Genomic DNA, 15763 nt, shown 5'->3' with positions numbered 1-15763 from the left:
GTGCCGGCGGTGTGAGCGTCGTCGGCTCCGGGTACCGTCTGGGCGATGTCGAACGCGCTGCCCCAACTCGTCGCTGACCGATACCGGCTCCTCTCGCCGCTCGGTCAGGGCGGCATGGGTCGGGTGTGGAAGGCGCGCGACGAGGTGCTGCACCGGGACGTGGCGATCAAGGAACTCGTCCCGCCGCCCAGCCTCACCGACGAGGAACGCCGCGAGATGCGGGAACGCTCGCTGCGTGAGGCCCGGGCCATCGCCCGGCTCAACCACATCAACGTGGTCCGCATCTTCGACGTGCTGCGCACCGACGGCGACCCGTGGATCGTCATGGAGTACGTGGCGTCGAAGTCGTTGCAGGACACCCTCGCCGAGGACGGCCCGGTGACGCCGGCGCGTGCCGTGGAGATCGGCCTGGGCGTGCTGGCCGCGCTCAAGTCGGCGCACAAGGCCGGCGTGATGCACCGCGACGTCAAGCCCGGCAACGTGCTGCTCGGCGACGATGGCCGGGTGGTGCTGACCGATTTCGGCCTCGCCACGATTCCCGGCGACCCGAACGTGACCCGCACGGGAATGGTGCTCGGGTCGCCCGCGTACATCTCGCCTGAGCGGGCCCGCGAGGGCACCGCCGGGCCGGAGGCCGACCTCTGGTCGCTGGGCGCCACCCTCTACGCGGCGGTCGAGGGCAAGTCGCCGTACGCGCGACCGTCGGCGATCGCCACCCTGGCGGCGCTCGCCACCGAGCCGATGCCGCCGCCGAAGAACGCCGGGCCGCTCAAGCCGGTGCTCAACGGCCTGCTGCGCAAGGACCCGAACGAGCGGATCACCGCCGAGGTGGCGGAGAAGTTGCTGCGCCGGGCCGGCGGCAAGCGCACCCGCACGATTCCGCTGCTCGACGGCGTACGCCGGCCGGGGCCGAACGGTCCGCGTGAGCCCCGCCCGCCGCTGGTGCCGGCGCCGCGACCGGCCGAGGGCGGGCCCGACAAGCCGGTCAGCCCGCCGGCGCCGCGCGCGCCGCTGGCGGCCGCCGCCGGTGCCGCCGCGGCGTCCACCGCCGAGGACGCGACGGCGGCGCTCTCCTCGGACTCCGTGCCGACCGCCAAGGTTGGATCCTCCACCTCGGACGCGGCCCCGACGGCGAAGGTCGACCCGCCGAAGCCCGCGCTCGACGACACGAAGGCCGAGGCGGTGGACCCGGCGCCCGGCAGGCCGGCGAATCCCACCTCGGTGATGCCCGCGCCGGTGAGCCCGTCGTCCGGCCGGGCGACGGTCGTGGCGTCCAGCGGTACGAAGCCGAACAACACCCGGCGCAACGTGCTGATCGGGGCGCTGGTGGCGCTGCTGCTGATCGGCCTGGTGGTGATCGTGCCGATGCTGACCAGCGGCGACGGTGGGGACGGCGGCGGCACCCCGCAGGCCGACCCGACCGGCGCGGCGACCTCGCAGGGGCAGCCGCCGCAGTCCTCCGCGCCGGCCCCGCCCACGAGCGCCGCGCCGAGCCCGACGCCCTCGGCCACCCCGTCGCCGACCCCGGACGCGCTGCCGGCGGGCTGGAAGCTGCACAAGGACCCGGGCGGCTTCACGGTGCCGATCCCGGCGAACTGGGTGCGCCGCAACGCCGGAGCGAACACCGTCGTCTTCGACGAGCCCGGCGGGCCGGGCGAGCTGCTGGTGCAGTGGACGTCCAGCCCGAAGTCGGACGCCTACGCCGACTGGAAGGGGGCCGAACCGGCCCGCAAGAACTATGTGAAGAACTACCAGTACCTGAGCATCAAGCGCTGCGACTACTGGAAGACCTGCGCGGACTGGGAGTGGCTGGAGACCCGCGACGGCACGCGGATCCACGTCCGCAACCGGGGCTTCGTCACGGCCAAGAATCGCGGTTACGCCCTGCGCTGGGAGGTCGCCGCGAAGGACTGGCAGGCCAAGCTGGCCGACTTCGACCGGATCGCCAAGGGCTTCGTGCCCGACCGCAAGGACTGACCCGCGGGATTCGCGCCCGTTGCGAGATCGACTCGCATGACCTTCCGCCGTACGGGGTATCTGACCTTCACGACGGAAGGGAGGGTACGACATGGGTTACCGACGGAGGGACGCCCGGCCCCGAGTGGCACTGTGGATGCTCGTGGCCCTCGGCGACATCGTCCTGCTGCTCGCCGCCGCCGGCCTGCCGCTGCTGTTCGCGCTGCTCAGCGTCGTGACCGTCACCCTCGCCGGGGTGGGCGTCCGGCGCTTCGCCCGGCGGAACGCGCTCGCCCGCGAGAACGCGGCGGCCGTGCCCGTGGCGGCCCGACGGCAGGTCTGACGCCCGCGAGAGCGGCCTGGCGGCAGCCGGACCAGTTGTCGACCGTACGGTGACAACCGATCCCGCTGCCGCCAACCGCCTCCCCAGGCGAGTCAGGCTCAGGTGTTGTTGGCCAGGGCGATCAGCCGGCTCCGGTCACCGTTCCAGTGGTTGCGGTCGACCCCGCCGCTGATTCCGGCGACGCTGCCCCGGTCGGTGTACTGCCAGAAGCTCCAGAACGGCGCCCCGGCCGGCAGCGCGCCGACCGTGCTCGACCAGCGGGCGACCCAGAGCGGATGGTTCGCCCACGGGGCGCTCCAGCTGCCGGTGCACTGGTTCCACCAGCTCGTGGTGGTGTAGATGACGGCGTAGCGGCCGGTGCGGGCGCGGTAGGTGTTGAGGAAGTCCTGGACCCAGTTCCGCATGCCCGTCGTGCTCAGGCCGTAGCAGTAGCCGCCCGCGTACGGGTTGGCTTCGAGGTCCAGCGCGGCCGGGAGGGTGCGGCTGTCGGCCGACCAGGCGCCACCGTTGGAGGCCAGGTAGTTCGCCTGCACCGCGCCAGAGGAGATGTTGGGCCGGGCGAAGTGGTACGCGCCCCGGATGACGCCGGCGTTGTAGGCGGCCACGTAGTTCGTGTTGAACCGCGGGTCCTTGTAGCTGGTGCCCTCGGTCGCCTTGATGAAGGCGAACTGGATGCCCGCGTTGCGGACGCTGGTCCAGTTGATGGCGCCCTGGTAGTGGGACACGTCGATGCCGGGCGTGGTGGCGGCCGCCGCGGGGGTCGCGGTCGCGACGAGCCCCGCCGCCGCGGTGGCGAGGGCCGCGAGGGTGGCGGCCAACAGCTGCCGCAGGGATGTTCCGGTACGGGTCATGGATGCCTCCAAGGACGCCGGACTGAATAGACGTTCATCTTTGGAGATAAGCGCCCCGAATGGCAAGGGGAGCTAAGGAAATCTTCAGGAACGGCGGAAGCCGGCGCCCTGGCGGCGGTGGCACCGCGGCCGGTGAGCGGACCGGGTAAGGCGCTCTCCGCCTCAGCGCAGCGTGGCCGGGTCGACGCGCCAGCGGATCGGCTCGGCCAGGCGGAACTCCTCGCCCGGCTTCGCCACCTGGTCCTCGACGTAGTGCGCGCCGTCGAGCCGGTGCAGCCGCAGCGAGTGGCCGGCGCCGTCCTGCTCCACCAGCAGGTACCACGGAATCCCGGCGATCGCGTAGAGCTGCATCTTGACCAACCGGTCGGCTGCCGCGTTCCCCGGCGAGACGATCTCGCAGACGAGGACCACCTCGCCTGCCTCGACGACGGTGCCCTCGTCGTCGGTGTCAGCCACCACCACGTCGGGGATGACAATGCGGTCGACGCCGAGCCGGACGTTCACCGCCTCGAAGACCAGTAGGCCCTGCGGCAGCGCTGCTGGCCGCAGGCTGTTCGTCAGGCTCCACGACACCAACTGGTGCCGCTTGCTCGGGGCAGGGCTCACGATCAGGCTCCCGTCGAGCAACTCGATCCGGTTCGACGTCTCGCTCATGGCGAGGTACTCGGCCTCGGTCCACAGGCCGACGTGGGGTTCCAGGGGTGCCGCAGTCACCGGCGTCCACCTCCCGCTCCTGTCGCCACCGGATCAGCCTTCCACGATACGGGCCGGAGAGGACGCAGTGACACAGGTCGGGGCCGGTAGGCTCGCGCCCCATGGTGTCGATCGACGGGCTCGGCGGTCTCTGGGACAAGCTGTTCGCGGCGCAGCCGGACCCACCGCCCCTGCTGGTGCTGCTGACCGCCGCCGTCGCCCTGGTGGTCGTCTCCACCCAACTGCCCTGGCGGATCGCCCGCAACGCCATCACCATCGCCCACGAGGGCGGGCACGCGCTGGCCGCCCTGCTCACCGGCCGCCGGCTGCACGGCATCCGGCTGCACTCGGACACCTCGGGGCTGACCCTCTCCGCCGGCCGACCCACCGGCCCCGGAATGATCCTCACCCTGCTCGCCGGCTACGTCGCCCCGCCGCTGGTCGGGTTGGCCGGCGCGTGGCTGCTCGGCGGCAACCGGATCACCCTGCTGCTCTGGGTCGCCGTGGCGCTGCTGCTGGCCATGCTGATCATGATCCGCAACGTCTTCGGCGTGCTCTCGCTGCTGGTCACCGGCGGGGTGGTCCTTGCCGTCTCCTGGTACGCCGAGCCGCAGGTGCAGGCGGCGTTCGCGTACGCCGGGGTGTGGTTCCTGCTGCTCGGCGGCGTGCGGCCGGTGGTGGAGCTGCAACGGCTGCGCTCGCGGGGTCGGATGCCCGCCTCCGACGCCGACCAGCTCGCCGGCCTCACCCCGCTGCCGGCCCTCTTCTGGGTCACCGTCTTCGCCCTGGTCAACCTGGCCGCCCTCGGCGCCGGCGCGCTGCTGCTGGCCGGCCCGATCCTCACCGACGCCGGCCTGACGCCCGGAAATTGACCGGTCGACCGGGCAACCGGCGGCACCGTCCGACGCGTGTCCCCTGCGACCGTCACGGGGAGGTAGCAGGTGCCGGACGTCGACGGATTCGACGAGTTCTACCGGGGCAGCCGCCAACGGCTGCTCGGCTACGTCTACGCGCTGACGGGCGACCTCGCCGAGGCGCAGGACGCCGTGCAGGAGGCGTACATCCGGGCCTGGCAGCGCTGGTCGACGGTGAGCGCGTACGAGGAGCCGGAGGCGTGGGTGCGGGTGGTGGCGAGCCGGATCGCGGTCAGCCGGTGGCGCAGCCTGCGCAGCCGGGCCCGCGCCTACCTGCGGCACGGCCCAGGCGAGAGCGTGCCCGGCCCGGACACCGCCACCGTCGAGGTGGTCACCGCCCTGCGCCGGCTCCCCGAGGAGCAGCGCACCGCGATCGCCCTCTACTACCTCGTCGGCATGCCGGTCGCCGAGGTGGCCCGGCAGACGGCCGCCCCGGTGGGCACCGTCAAGGCCCGACTCTTCCGGGGGCGCGCCGCGCTCGCCGGGCTGCTCGCCGTCTCTGACCTGGAGGAGGCCGCCGATGCGTGACGAGACGACGTTCGTCGAGCAACTGCACCGGGACCTGCGCGAGGTCCGCTGGCCGGAGCCGGCGGAGATCCGCGCCCGGGCCCGCAGGCGCAGCAGGCGTACGGCGGTGCTGGCGGCGGTCGCGGTGCTCGTCGTCGTCTCCGCCTCCGCCGTGGCGGTCGGGGACCGGTCCGGGCAGCGGGGGCTGGCCCCGGCGGCGTCCCCCTCGCGACCGGCGGCGCCGGGGAAGGTCGAGATCCCCCCGGCGGCCCTGCTGCAACAGGACGACCTGACGGCGCGCAGCGGTCTGCAACTCAGCGAGGCCGGCCTGGGCGGGAGCGTCGACGTGGGCATGGCCCTCCGCCGGTGCGCCACCAGGCGCGACAGCGGTGTGCCGGCGCAGGAGACCTGGGTGAGCCGGTCCCAGACGGTGCTGCGACCGGCGACCGGCGGGGGACGGCTCGGCGACGTCCTGGTCGTCCAGGACCTGCACCGGATGCGGGACGACGGGGCCGCCCGGTTCTTCGACGGGCTGCGCCGGCAACTCACCGTATGCCGGGAGTGGCGGGAGGTGCGGTCGATCGAGTGGGGCGGCGAGTCCGTCACCGTCGAGGACGTGCACCGCTGGGACGTGCCGCGCCGCGACTTCGCCGGTGACGAGTCCCTGCTGCTGCGCCACTCCGTCGCCGCGACCCTCGACCCTGCCGACGGGCAGGTGCCCGGCCGCCCGTCCACGCCGGACGCGACCGTGGTGGTGCGGGTCGGCGACCTGGTGAGTGTGCTGATCCTGGAACCGACCGCCGAGGCCGACCTGGTCCGCCTCGCCGGGCTGGCCGCGCGGCGCATGTGCGCCGCCGCCAACCCGTCCTGCTGACCGCCGCCCACCGATCGGCCGCCCCGCCCCCGGGTCCGCGCGATGTCAGGGCAGCCGTGGCCTGCCACGGTCGACGGGGGACACCGCGCGGATCCCGCGGGGGAGGGGCGTCACAGCGGGATGTTGCCGTGCTTCTTCGGCGGCAGGGTCTCGCGCTTGGTGCGCAGCACCCGCAGCGCGCGGACGATCTGGGTCCGCGTCTCGTGCGGCGGGATGACGCTGTCCACGTAGCCGCGCTCCGCCGCGATGTACGGGTTGGCGAGGGTGTCCTCGTACTCGGCGATCTTCTCGGCCCGCACGGCGGCCGGGTCCTCGGCGGCGGCCAGTTCCGAGCGGTAGAGGATGTTCACCGCGCCCTGCGCCCCCATCACCGCGATCTGCGCGGTCGGCCAGGCGAAGTTCAGGTCCGCGCCGAGGTGCTTGGAGCCCATCACGTCGTACGCCCCGCCGTACGCCTTGCGGGTGATGACGGTGACCTTCGGGACGGTGGCCTCGGCGTACGCGTAGATGAGCTTCGCGCCCCGGCGGATGATGCCGTCCCACTCCTGGCCGGTGCCGGGCAGGAAGCCGGGGACGTCGACGAAGGTCAGCACGGGGATGTTGAACGCGTCGCAGGTGCGCACGAACCGGGCGGCCTTCTCGGAGGCGGCGATGTCCAGGGTGCCGGCGAAGTGCATCGGCTGGTTGGCGACCACGCCCACCGGACGGCCCTCCACCCGGCCGTAGCCGATGACCATGTTCTGCGCGTAGAGCGGCTGGACCTCCAGGAACTCGCCGTCGTCGAGGACGTGCTCGAGCACCCGGTGCATGTCGTACGGCTGGTTCGCCGAGTCGGGGATCAGCGTGTCCAGCTCCCGATCCTCGTCGGTCACGTCGAGGTCGGCGGGCGCGTCGAAGACCACCGGCTCGTCCAGGTTGTTCGACGGCAGGTACGACAGCAGCGCCTTGACGTAGTCGATCGCGTCCTGCTCGTCCGTGGCGAGGTAGTGCGCGTTGCCGCTGCGCGAGTTGTGCGTACGGGCGCCGCCCAGCTCCTCCATGCCCACGTCCTCGCCGGTGACCGTCTTGATGACGTCCGGGCCGGTGATGAACATGTGCGAGGTCTGGTCGACCATCACCGTGAAGTCCGTGACCGCCGGGGAGTAGACCGCGCCGCCGGCGCACGGGCCCATGATCAGGGAGACCTGCGGGATGACGCCGCTGGCCCGTACGTTGCGGAAGAAGATCTCGCCGTAGAGGCCGAGCGAGGCGACGCCCTCCTGGATGCGCGCGCCCCCGGAGTCGTTGATGCCGACGACCGGGCAGCCGATCTTCATGGCCAGGTCCATGACCTTGACGATCTTCTCGCCGAAGACCTCGCCGAGGGAGCCGCCGAAGACGGTGAAGTCCTGGGCGAAGACGCAGACCTGCCGGCCGTCGATGGTGCCGTAGCCGGTGATGACGCCGTCGCCGTACGGGCGGGTCTTCGCCAGCCCGAAGTTGGTGGACCGGTGCCGGGCCAGCTCGTCCAGCTCGACGAAGGAACCCTCGTCGAGCAGCATCTCGATCCGCTCGCGGGCGGTCTTCTTGCCCCTCGCGTGCTGCTTCTCGACCGCGCGCGCCGACCCGGCGTGCACCGCCTCGTCGACCCGCCGATCCAGGTCGGCCAGCTTGCCCGCGGTGCTGTGGATGTTGATCCCGGTCTCGGTAGTCACCCTGGGAATATAACGATGGTTCAGGCCGTCGCCGCTGTGCAGTTCGCCTCAGCCGGGCCGCGACGTCCCCGGTCGGCCGGACGGGGGCGGCCGTAGGCTGACGGGATGCCGGGCTCGCCGTACACCGATCTGGACCGCCCGCCGCTGTCGGCGGCGCGGCTGCGGCGGGCGCTGGTCGCCCCGCACGGGCCCTGGACCCGCCTGGAGTTGCGCGTCGAGACCGGCTCGACCAACGCGGACGTCGCCGAGGCGGCCCGGGCCGGCGAGCCCGAGGGCCTGGTGGTGGTCGCGGAGCGGCAGACCGCCGGGCGCGGTCGGCGCGGCCGGGCCTGGCAGTCGCCGGCCCGGGCCGGCATCGCCACCAGCGTGCTGCTCCGCCCCGGGGAGGCCGTCGCCGACCGTGGCTGGCCGTCGGCGCCCCAGACGGGGTACGGCTGGCTGCCGCTGCTCGCCGGCGTCGCCCTGGTCGAGACGGTGACCCGGCTGGCCGAGCTGGACGCGGGCCTGAAGTGGCCGAACGACCTGCTCGTCGGCGACGCGAAGTGCGCCGGCATCCTCGCCGAGGCGGTGCCGGGGCCCTCGCCGGCCCGGCCGCCCGCGATCGTGCTCGGTGTCGGCCTCAACGTCACGCTGCGCGCCGACGAGCTGCCGGAGAACCCGACGGGGCTGCCGGCGACCTCCCTGCAACTGGCCGGCGCGGCGGCCACCGACCGGGACCCGCTGCTACGGGCGCTGCTGCGCGGGATCGCCGACTGGTACGGCGAGTGGCGCGCGGCCGGCGGGGACGCGGTCGCCAGCGGCCTGCGCGACGCCTACCTGGCGAGCTGCGCGACGATCGACCGGCAGGTACGCGTGCTGCTGCCCGGCGGCGACGAGGTGACCGGCACCGCGACCGGCGTGGACGCCGACGGCCAGCTCCTGGTCGCCACCCCCGCCGGCACCCGGGCCCTGGCGGCCGGCGACGTCCTGCATCTCCGCTGATCGCGGACTCCCGCCGCGCGGCTGATCCCTCGGCGGGAGGGGAGCGGCTACGGTCAGCGCGTCCGTTTCTGCGAGGAGGTTCCCGTGGCGTTCCCCGATGACGTGCTCACCGAGGACGAGCACGTCGTGCTGCACCTGCACCCGCACTGGAAGGCGCTGATCCGGCCGGTCGCGGTGCTCGTGCTCGCCGTCGCGGCGGTGGTGGCCGGCCTGGTCCTGCTGCCGTCCGGCGGGGGCGGCTCGATCGCGCTCGCCGTCATCGGCGGCCTGGCCCTGCTGGCGGTGCTGTGGCTGGCCCTGTGGCCGTTCCTGGTCTGGCGGAGCACCCACTACCTCTTCACGAACGAGCGGGTGCTGCTCCAGCAGGGGGTGCTCTCGCGCGACCGGCGGGACATCCCGCTGACCCGGATCAACGACCACGCGATGAACCAGCGGTTCGTGGAACGTCTGCTCGGCTGCGGGACGCTCACCATCGAGTCCGCCGGCGAGCGCGGCCAGTCCGTCCTGCACGACGTGCCGGGGGTCGGCCGCGTGCAGACCAAGCTCTACGAGCTGGTGGAGGCCCACCACGACAAGCACTCCCTCGGCGACGACGAGATGCGCGACATCCTGGCGGACCTGCACGAGGGCAAGCCGCTGCGCGACCCGACCGCCTGAACCTGCGCGCCTCGACCGCCTGAACCGGCACGGCCCGACCGCCTGAACCGGCACGGCCCGACCGCCTGAATCGGTACGGCCCGACCGGCGCGGCCCGGGAGCGGGCCGGAACCGGCCGGGCCGGGACGGCGCATGGGTCAGGACGGGCGGGTGGGCCGGGACGGCGGGTGGGTCAGCGGCGGGGCGGGCGGCGGGTGGTGGCCTGGAGTTCGGCGGCCAGTTCCGCCTCCAGCTCCCGGTCGAGGGAGCCGCCGAGGCCGGCGTCGAGCGGGACGGGGCGCCCCTGGACCGGGGCCCCCGGGCCGGCCGCCGAGGCGGGTTCGGGGCCGGGCTTGCCGCGTGGGGCACGCCGCGCGGCGCCGGGCGGTGGTTCGGACTCCTCCAGCTCGGAGATCGACTCGGCCAACTCGGCCACCGGGTCCATCTCGGCCATGGTGTCCCACTCGTCGCGCGGGATGCTGTGCCACGTCTCGGCCGCGTGGGCGGGCGCCGGTTGGAAGACGAACGTGCGGTAGGACCAGAAGCGGAACAGCGTCGCGAGCAGCACGCCACCGGTCTTGGCCACGTTGAGGGCCAGCAGGCTGGTCAGGCCCAGCCCGTACTTGGCGGCGGCCAGGACGCCCAGTTCGATGAGCAGGCCCGCCCCGTTGAAGAGGAAGAAGAGGACGTACTCGCGTCGCATGGCCGATTTGGGGCGATCCCGGTACGTCCAGTGACGATTCATCAGATAAGACGTGATCGTCGCCACCACGGTCGCGATGACCGTCGCCTTCAGTTGACCGTCCACGAAAACGGTCAGTGCGAGCACATTGAACACGGCGTAATTGATTACGGTGTTGACGCCGCCGACGATTCCGAACTTGAGCGCCTCGTGGATGAACTTCTGCCAGCGCTCAGGCAGCAGACGGACAAGACGCATGCGGAACACCTTAGGGCAGTGGGCGGGGCCGGCAGGCTCCGGCCGGGACGAAGGTGGGCGGTTGGTCACGCCCGGTGGTCTCGGTCGTGCTTCTCTTCCGGAACGGAGGGGGTTCCCGCTTCGACGAAGACGAACCGTCGGTAGGACCAGAACCGGAACAGCGTCCCGAGCCCGGTCCCGACGATGAAGCTGGCGATGTTGTCGGCCAGCGGGGTCTGGAACACCTCCGGCCAGATGCTGCCCAGGCCGTAGCGGCTGACCGCCAGGCAGGCCACGGCGATCCCCAGGCCGACGCCGTTGAAGAAGAAGAACAGTGCGTACTCGCGGGCCGGGTTGGAGCGCTTGCGGTGCCGCCACGTCCAGAACCGGTTGCCGACGAACGCCACGGACGCCGCGATCACCGTCGAGATGGTCTTCGCGGTGACCTGCTCGACGCCCCGCACGCTCGTCAGGTAGTTGAAGAGGGCGAAGTCGATCAGGAAGGCGATCCCGCCCACGGTGGCGAACTTGCTCAGCTCGCGGACCAGGTGGCCGAAGCGGTCCACCAGCACGCGGACCAGACCCGGGCGGGTCTGCGGAGAGCCGGGCTCCCCGGTCGTCGTCGCGGCCACGACGCGAGCCTACCGGCTGGGGTCATCCCGCACGGGTAGCAACGGCGGACCGCTCACCCGGGTGTGCGCCTGTGGACAGAGCGTAACGAGATCGGATCGCCTGCGGGGCGGTTCGCGGGTTCCGCCGTCCGGGGCGCCGCCGGCCCGGCCGGTGACGGTTCCCCACAGGATTTGCGTGAAACTGCGCGTGAAAGCGGGTATTAGCTCGTGATGCCGCAGCGTGCCCGTACCTTGTGCAGTTCTTCACAACCAGTCCCACTGACTGGTGACCTCGCCCGGTTTACGCTGAGGCCAATCCCAGGTTTCCACGAAGACGACGCATAGCGCCGTCAAGACTCGTGCATCCCATAGATCGGTCAGCGTCGACCACAAGGAGATGTGTCATGGTTGCTCCGGCTACCGTTCGGGGTATCGATCAGGCCCCGACGTCCCACCCGAAACTGCTCGCCTGGGTCCGTGAGGTCGCTGAACTGACCACCCCCGACCGCGTCGTCTGGGTGGACGGGTCCGACGAGGAGTGGCGGCGCCTCACCGACGAGCTGGTCGAGGCCGGCACCCTGATCCGGCTCAACCCCGAGAAGAAGCCCAACTCGTTCTACGCGCGCACCGACCCGACGGACGTCGCCCGGGTCGAGGAGCGCACCTACATCTGCTCCGTCGACGAGGCGGACGCCGGCCCCACCAACAACTGGATGGCGCCGGCCGAGATGAAGCGGACGATGACGGAGCTCTACCGCGGTTGCATGCGCGGGCGCACCATGTACGTCATCCCGTTCTGCATGGGCCCGGTCGAGGCCGAGAGCCCCATGTTCGGCGTCGAGATCACCGACAGCCCGTACGTGGTCGCGTCGATGCGCATCATGACCCGGATGGGGGCCAAGGTCCTGGAAGCCATGGGCGACGACGCGGACTTCGTCCACGCGCTGCACTCCATCGGCGCCCCGCTCAACCCCGGCCAGCAGGACGTGGCGTGGCCGTGCAACGAGACCAAGTACATCTCCCACTTCCCGGAGACCCGGGAGATCTGGTCCTTCGGCTCCGGCTACGGCGGCAACTCGCTGCTCGGCAAGAAGTGCTACTCGCTGCGGATCGCCAGCGTGATGGGCCGCGACGAGGGCTGGCTCGCCGAGCACATGCTCATCCTCAAGATCACCTCGCCGGAGGGCAGGGTCTACCACGTCGCCGGGGCCTTCCCGTCGGCCTGCGGCAAGACCAACCTGGCCATGCTGGAGCCGACCGTCCCGGGCTGGAAGGTCGAGACCATCGGCGACGACATCGCCTGGATGCGCTTCGGCCCGGACGGCCGCCTCTACGCGGTCAACCCCGAGTACGGCCTCTTCGGCGTTGCGCCCGGCACCGACTGGAAGACCAACGCCAACGCGATGCGGACGCTGGACCGCGGCAACTCCGTCTTCACCAACGTCGCCCTGACCGACGACGGGGACATCTGGTGGGAGGGCATGGGCGAGCCGCCGGCGCACCTGGTCGACTGGAAGGGCAACGACTGGACGCCGGAGAGCGACAGCCTCTCCTCGCACGCGAACAGCCGGTTCTGCACCCCGATCACCCAGTGCCCGATCCTGGCCGAGGACTACTTCGACCCGAACGGCGTGCCGATCGACGCGATCCTCTTCGGTGGTCGCCGCCGGGACACCATCCCGCTGGTGACCGAGGCCCGCGACTGGGTGCACGGGGTCTACATGGGCGCGACGCTCTCCTCGGAGACCACCGCCGCCGCCTCCGGTGCGGTCGGCGTCGTCCGGCGCGACCCGATGGCGATGCTCCCGTTCATCGGCTATCACGCCGGCGACTACTTCCGGCACTGGATCGAGATGGGCAAGGGCACCGACGGCGACGAGTCCAAGCTGCCGAAGATCTACTACGTCAACTGGTTCCGCAAGGACCCGGAGGGCAACTTCCTCTGGCCCGGCTTCGGCGAGAACTCCCGCGTGCTCAAGTGGGTCATCGAGCGGATCGAGGGGCGCGCCGAGGCGGTGGAGACGCCGATCGGCATGGTCCCCGCCCAGGACGCGCTCGACGTCGAGGGCCTCGACATGACCCCGGAGGACGTCCGGATCGCGCTGAAGGTCGACCCGGAGGAGTGGCGCAAGGAGCTCCCGATGGTCACCGAGTGGTTCGAGAAGTTCGGCGACAAGCTGCCGGGCGTGCTCTGGGCCGAGCTGGACGCGCTGCGTGCCCGGCTCGACGCGGCGCCGCAGCGCTGAGGACAGGTGTGACCGACGCCCCGACGGGGCATCATCGGATCCCATGAGGACGGCCGCCGCGACCGAGGTCCGGCGGCCGTCCGCCGTCCGGGCGCTGACCGCACTGCTCGCGCTGACCGCTGCGGCCACCGTCGTGGTCGAGCTGCTCAACTGGTGGTACGCCCCGGAGCAGGGCTTCGGGCTGGCGGTGCGGACGGGCTGGGCGATGCTCCGTTCGCTCGGCTTCCTGCTGCTGATCGGGCACGTCCGTCGGGGCCGGACGGTGGCCCGGCCGTTCGGGCTGATCCTGGCGGTGACCACGGTCTTCGCGGTCGGCCGGCTGATCGTGCCCCGGCAGGGAGTGCCGCCGCTGCCGGGGCTGCTCGGGTTCGCCCTGCTCACCGTGCTCTGCGCCGCCGTGGTCTGGCTGCTCTACCGCTCGTCCGCGGTGTCCGGGCACCTGGTCCGCCACCGGCCCCGCCTGGTCATCGACCGGGAGGGCATCTCCTGGCGGGAGACCCCGCCCCGCCGGCCGGAGGTCAGCGGTTGGCTGCTCACCAGCCGGGTCGCGGCGTTCACGTACAGCCCGCTCATGCTGGTCCCGGCGCTGGTCGCCGGCGGCGCGGTGCTGGACGACCGGCTCGCCGCCGTGCCCGCCGTGCTGTTCTGGTTCGCCGCCGGGATCGTGACCAGCTACGCGGTGCTCTTCTGCACCGCCTTCCTGATGCGCGGCAAGGGCTGGGCGCGCACGCTGCTGGTGGCCGTCACCGCGATCGTGCTCGCCGTCGACCTGCCGCTGTGCTGGTGGCTGCTCGGCCCGGACGGGCTGGTCCGCGACGGCGGCCCGCTGGTGGCCGCCGCCGCGCTAACGATCTACGGCCTCTGGCGCGCCACCCGCGCCGAACGCGCCACCCGCCCGGCGTAGGCCGCCCAGCCCGAGCAGGGCCACGGGCCCGTTCCCCACCCGCCCGGGGACGGTGCCTTCGCGCTGTCGACCTGCCCCACCCACGAGACCGCCCGCGGGCCCGCCCCGCTCCGCCCCTCGTCCACGCCCACGGAAGCGTCCGCAGGCCCGTCACGCCTAGCCCTTCGCCGATCTTGGTAGGAACATGCCCCTCCAGGGGCACGTAACTACCAAGATCTCCTGCGCGCCGTCATCCCGCGATGCGTGGGGAGGCGCCGTCGCTGCCGGGGATGGTCCGGGGGACCCCGGCCGGACCTCGGCGTCTGGTTCGTGGGCCGCCGGGAGGGCCCCGCGAGGGCTTCGGGAGGGTCTCGGGAGGACGCCGGGGAGTTCGGGGTCCTCGTTGACGTGCCGGGCGGGTTTCGGCGCGGTGTGCACCCGCGGCGGCAGGATGACCCGCAGGAGCCGGACCGGCGGTGGGAGGCGACGCGTGGGCGACGAGTCCGTGGGCGACGAGTTCGACGTGGTGGTGGTGGGGGCCGGTCCGGCGGGGTCGGCCGCCGCGCTGGCGGCCCGGCGGGCGGGGGCGAGCGTACTGCTGCTGGACCGGTCCGACTTTCCCCGCGACAAGGCGTGCGGGGACGGCATCGCCGCGCACGCGCTGGACGTGCTCGACGAGCTGGGGGTGCCCGACGCGGTGACCGGGTACGCGCCACTGCCGGCGCTGCGGCTGGTCGGGCCGGGCGGCGGCGCCGTGGCCCGGGCGCTGCCCCGGCCGGCGTACACCGTGCCCCGCAGGGTCTTCGACGCGCGGCTGGTGGCTGCGGCGGTCGGTGCCGGCGCGCGGCTGCGCCGGCACGCGGTGCGGCACGTCGAGGTGCGGGCCGACCGGGTGGTGCTCGACGGCGTGCTGGCGGCGCGGGCGGTGGTCGGGGCGGACGGCGCCGGGTCCGTCCTCCGGCGGACGCTCGGGCACCGGCCGAACCCCGACCGGCACCTGGCGCTCGCCATCCGGGGGTACGCCCCGGCGCTGCCCGGCCCGCCCGAACAGCTCATCGTCACCTCGGCGCCGCGCTGGCCGGCGTACGCCTGGTCGTTTCCGATCGGGGACGGCCGGGCGAACGTCGGGTACGGGGAGGTGCTGCGGGGCGAGCCGTTGACCCGGGCGCACCTGGTCGACCGGCTCGGCGCGCTGCTGCCCGGCACGGACCCGGCCACGGTCACCGACCTGCGGGCCCATCACCTGCCGCTGTCGACGCACCGTCCCGCCCCCGGGCGCGGCCGGTTGCTGCTCGCCGGCGACGCGCTCTCCCTGATCAACCCGTTCACCGGCGAGGGCATCTTCTACGCGCTGCTCTCCGGCGCGCTCGCCGGCGCGGCGGCGGCGGGCTCGCCCGAGCAGGCCGCCCGGCGGTACGCGGCGACGCTGCGCCGCCGCCTCGGCACCCACCTGCGGCACAGCTCGCTCGCGGCGTGGCTGGCCCGGCGCCGGCGCGTGGTCGACGCGGCGGTCCGCGCGGCGGGTCGGGACGACCGCGTCTACCGGACGGTGGTGGAGCTGGGGCTGGGCGACGGGCGGCTCGACGCCCGCACGCTGGGCATGATCGGCATCGGTCTGCCGGCGTGGGAGCGGACTCCGAGGCGGTGATTCGGCG

The 15763-nt window shown here is 72.9% G+C and carries 15 protein-coding genes and 1 pseudogene; 10 read left to right on the top strand and 6 right to left on the bottom strand.

What is annotated here, in order from left to right:
* Window positions 1–45: 45 nt before the first annotated feature.
* Window positions 46–1977 carry a protein kinase domain-containing protein gene (locus ACLQ20_RS01985; RefSeq protein WP_425853965.1) on the top strand — a complete coding sequence of 644 codons (1932 nt, stop codon included), beginning with the start codon at window positions 46–48 and terminating at the stop codon, window positions 1975–1977.
* Window positions 1978–2068: 91 nt separating this feature from the next.
* Window positions 2069–2299: a hypothetical protein gene (locus tag ACLQ20_RS01980; protein WP_327030478.1), complete on the top strand. Its 231-nt coding sequence runs from the start codon at window positions 2069–2071 to the stop codon at window positions 2297–2299.
* A gap of 98 nt (window positions 2300–2397) precedes the next feature.
* Here the strand turns inward: ACLQ20_RS01980 and ACLQ20_RS01975 are convergent, their stop codons facing one another.
* Together ACLQ20_RS01975 and ACLQ20_RS01970 are read right to left on the bottom strand one after the other, a co-directional pair.
* Window positions 2398–3150, bottom strand: a complete 753-nt coding sequence (locus ACLQ20_RS01975) for a GH25 family lysozyme (RefSeq protein WP_151454418.1) — start codon at window positions 3148–3150, stop codon at window positions 2398–2400.
* A 162-nt stretch (window positions 3151–3312) separates the two neighbouring features.
* Complete coding sequence (locus ACLQ20_RS01970; RefSeq protein WP_192581384.1) at window positions 3313–3864, bottom strand: Uma2 family endonuclease; 552 nt, start codon at window positions 3862–3864, stop codon at window positions 3313–3315.
* Window positions 3865–3965: 101 nt separating this feature from the next.
* Here ACLQ20_RS01970 and ACLQ20_RS01965 point away from each other — a divergent pair, with 101 nt between their 5' ends.
* The 3 genes from ACLQ20_RS01965 to ACLQ20_RS01955 all read left to right on the top strand — a co-directional run bounded on the left by ACLQ20_RS01965 (window position 3966) and on the right by ACLQ20_RS01955 (window position 6138).
* Window positions 3966–4715 carry a M50 family metallopeptidase gene (locus ACLQ20_RS01965; protein ID WP_425853964.1) on the top strand — a complete coding sequence of 250 codons (750 nt, stop codon included), beginning with the start codon at window positions 3966–3968 and terminating at the stop codon, window positions 4713–4715.
* Window positions 4716–4784: 69 nt separating this feature from the next.
* Window positions 4785–5285 (top strand): SigE family RNA polymerase sigma factor, encoded by a 501-nt coding sequence (locus tag ACLQ20_RS01960; RefSeq protein WP_132233334.1) that lies wholly within the window; start codon window positions 4785–4787, stop codon window positions 5283–5285.
* Complete coding sequence (locus tag ACLQ20_RS01955) at window positions 5278–6138, top strand: hypothetical protein (RefSeq protein ID WP_425853963.1); 861 nt, start codon at window positions 5278–5280, stop codon at window positions 6136–6138. The genes ACLQ20_RS01960 and ACLQ20_RS01955 overlap by 8 nt, the downstream gene beginning before the upstream one ends.
* 110 nt (window positions 6139–6248) lie before the next feature.
* Here the strand turns inward: ACLQ20_RS01955 and ACLQ20_RS01950 are convergent, their stop codons facing one another.
* Complete coding sequence (locus ACLQ20_RS01950; RefSeq protein WP_151454415.1) at window positions 6249–7832, bottom strand: acyl-CoA carboxylase subunit beta; 1584 nt, start codon at window positions 7830–7832, stop codon at window positions 6249–6251.
* 105 nt (window positions 7833–7937) lie between these two features.
* Here ACLQ20_RS01950 and ACLQ20_RS01945 point away from each other — a divergent pair, with 105 nt between their 5' ends.
* Both ACLQ20_RS01945 and ACLQ20_RS01940 read left to right on the top strand, forming a co-directional pair.
* The gene (locus tag ACLQ20_RS01945) at window positions 7938–8813 is read left to right on the top strand and encodes a biotin--[acetyl-CoA-carboxylase] ligase (protein ID WP_327030481.1); all 876 of its coding nucleotides are present in this window, start codon (window positions 7938–7940) and stop codon (window positions 8811–8813) included.
* A gap of 84 nt (window positions 8814–8897) precedes the next feature.
* Window positions 8898–9470 carry a PH domain-containing protein gene (locus ACLQ20_RS01940; RefSeq protein WP_132233342.1) on the top strand — a complete coding sequence of 191 codons (573 nt, stop codon included), beginning with the start codon at window positions 8898–8900 and terminating at the stop codon, window positions 9468–9470.
* Between the two features lie 172 nt (window positions 9471–9642).
* Here the strand turns inward: ACLQ20_RS01940 and ACLQ20_RS01935 are convergent, their stop codons facing one another.
* The 3 genes and pseudogenes from ACLQ20_RS01935 to ACLQ20_RS01925 form a co-directional block, all read right to left on the bottom strand.
* On the bottom strand, window positions 9643–10389 hold the full coding sequence (locus tag ACLQ20_RS01935; RefSeq protein ID WP_425853962.1) for a GtrA family protein: 747 nt from the start codon (window positions 10387–10389) through the stop codon (window positions 9643–9645).
* A 65-nt stretch (window positions 10390–10454) separates the two neighbouring features.
* Window positions 10455–11000 carry a GtrA family protein gene (locus ACLQ20_RS01930; RefSeq protein ID WP_425853961.1) on the bottom strand — a complete coding sequence of 182 codons (546 nt, stop codon included), beginning with the start codon at window positions 10998–11000 and terminating at the stop codon, window positions 10455–10457.
* Between the two features lie 155 nt (window positions 11001–11155).
* Window positions 11156–11247: pseudogene (locus tag ACLQ20_RS01925) on the bottom strand (GtrA family protein); the annotation flags it as partial.
* A 136-nt stretch (window positions 11248–11383) separates the two neighbouring features.
* On the opposite strand from ACLQ20_RS01925, the gene ACLQ20_RS01920 reads away from it, so the two are divergent.
* The 3 genes from ACLQ20_RS01920 (at window position 11384) to ACLQ20_RS01910 (ending at window position 15756) form a co-directional block, all read left to right on the top strand.
* Window positions 11384–13225 (top strand): phosphoenolpyruvate carboxykinase (GTP), encoded by a 1842-nt coding sequence (locus ACLQ20_RS01920; RefSeq protein WP_425853960.1) that lies wholly within the window; start codon window positions 11384–11386, stop codon window positions 13223–13225.
* Between the two features lie 43 nt (window positions 13226–13268).
* The gene (locus tag ACLQ20_RS01915; protein WP_425853959.1) at window positions 13269–14129 is read left to right on the top strand and encodes a hypothetical protein; all 861 of its coding nucleotides are present in this window, start codon (window positions 13269–13271) and stop codon (window positions 14127–14129) included.
* A gap of 430 nt (window positions 14130–14559) precedes the next feature.
* On the top strand, window positions 14560–15756 hold the full coding sequence (locus tag ACLQ20_RS01910) for a geranylgeranyl reductase family protein (protein WP_425853958.1): 1197 nt from the start codon (window positions 14560–14562) through the stop codon (window positions 15754–15756).
* The last annotated feature ends 7 nt before the right edge of the window (window positions 15757–15763 follow it).

It is taken from the genome of Micromonospora sp. DT46 (assembly GCF_049841735.1).
Lineage (GTDB): Bacteria > Actinomycetota > Actinomycetes > Mycobacteriales > Micromonosporaceae > Micromonospora > Micromonospora reichwaldensis.
The sequence above is the reverse complement of the archived record's forward strand: the minus strand, read 5'-3'. Positions and strand labels throughout refer to the sequence as shown.

Coding starts and splice junctions, on each gene's coding strand:
- ACLQ20_RS01910 (WP_425853958.1), top strand. CDS start 14,560: ATGACCCGCAGGAGCCGGACCGGCGGTGGGAGGCGACGCGTGGGCGAC.
- ACLQ20_RS01965 (WP_425853964.1), top strand. CDS start 3,966: ATGGTGTCGATCGACGGGCTCGGCGGTCTCTGGGACAAGCTGTTCGCG.
- ACLQ20_RS01945 (WP_327030481.1), top strand. CDS start 7,938: ATGCCGGGCTCGCCGTACACCGATCTGGACCGCCCGCCGCTGTCGGCG.
- ACLQ20_RS01975 (WP_151454418.1), bottom strand. CDS start 3,150: ATGACCCGTACCGGAACATCCCTGCGGCAGCTGTTGGCCGCCACCCTC.
- ACLQ20_RS01955 (WP_425853963.1), top strand. CDS start 5,278: ATGCGTGACGAGACGACGTTCGTCGAGCAACTGCACCGGGACCTGCGC.
- ACLQ20_RS01920 (WP_425853960.1), top strand. CDS start 11,384: ATGGTTGCTCCGGCTACCGTTCGGGGTATCGATCAGGCCCCGACGTCC.
- ACLQ20_RS01985 (WP_425853965.1), top strand. CDS start 46: ATGTCGAACGCGCTGCCCCAACTCGTCGCTGACCGATACCGGCTCCTC.
- ACLQ20_RS01935 (WP_425853962.1), bottom strand. CDS start 10,389: ATGCGTCTTGTCCGTCTGCTGCCTGAGCGCTGGCAGAAGTTCATCCAC.
- ACLQ20_RS01915 (WP_425853959.1), top strand. CDS start 13,269: ATGAGGACGGCCGCCGCGACCGAGGTCCGGCGGCCGTCCGCCGTCCGG.
- ACLQ20_RS01980 (WP_327030478.1), top strand. CDS start 2,069: ATGGGTTACCGACGGAGGGACGCCCGGCCCCGAGTGGCACTGTGGATG.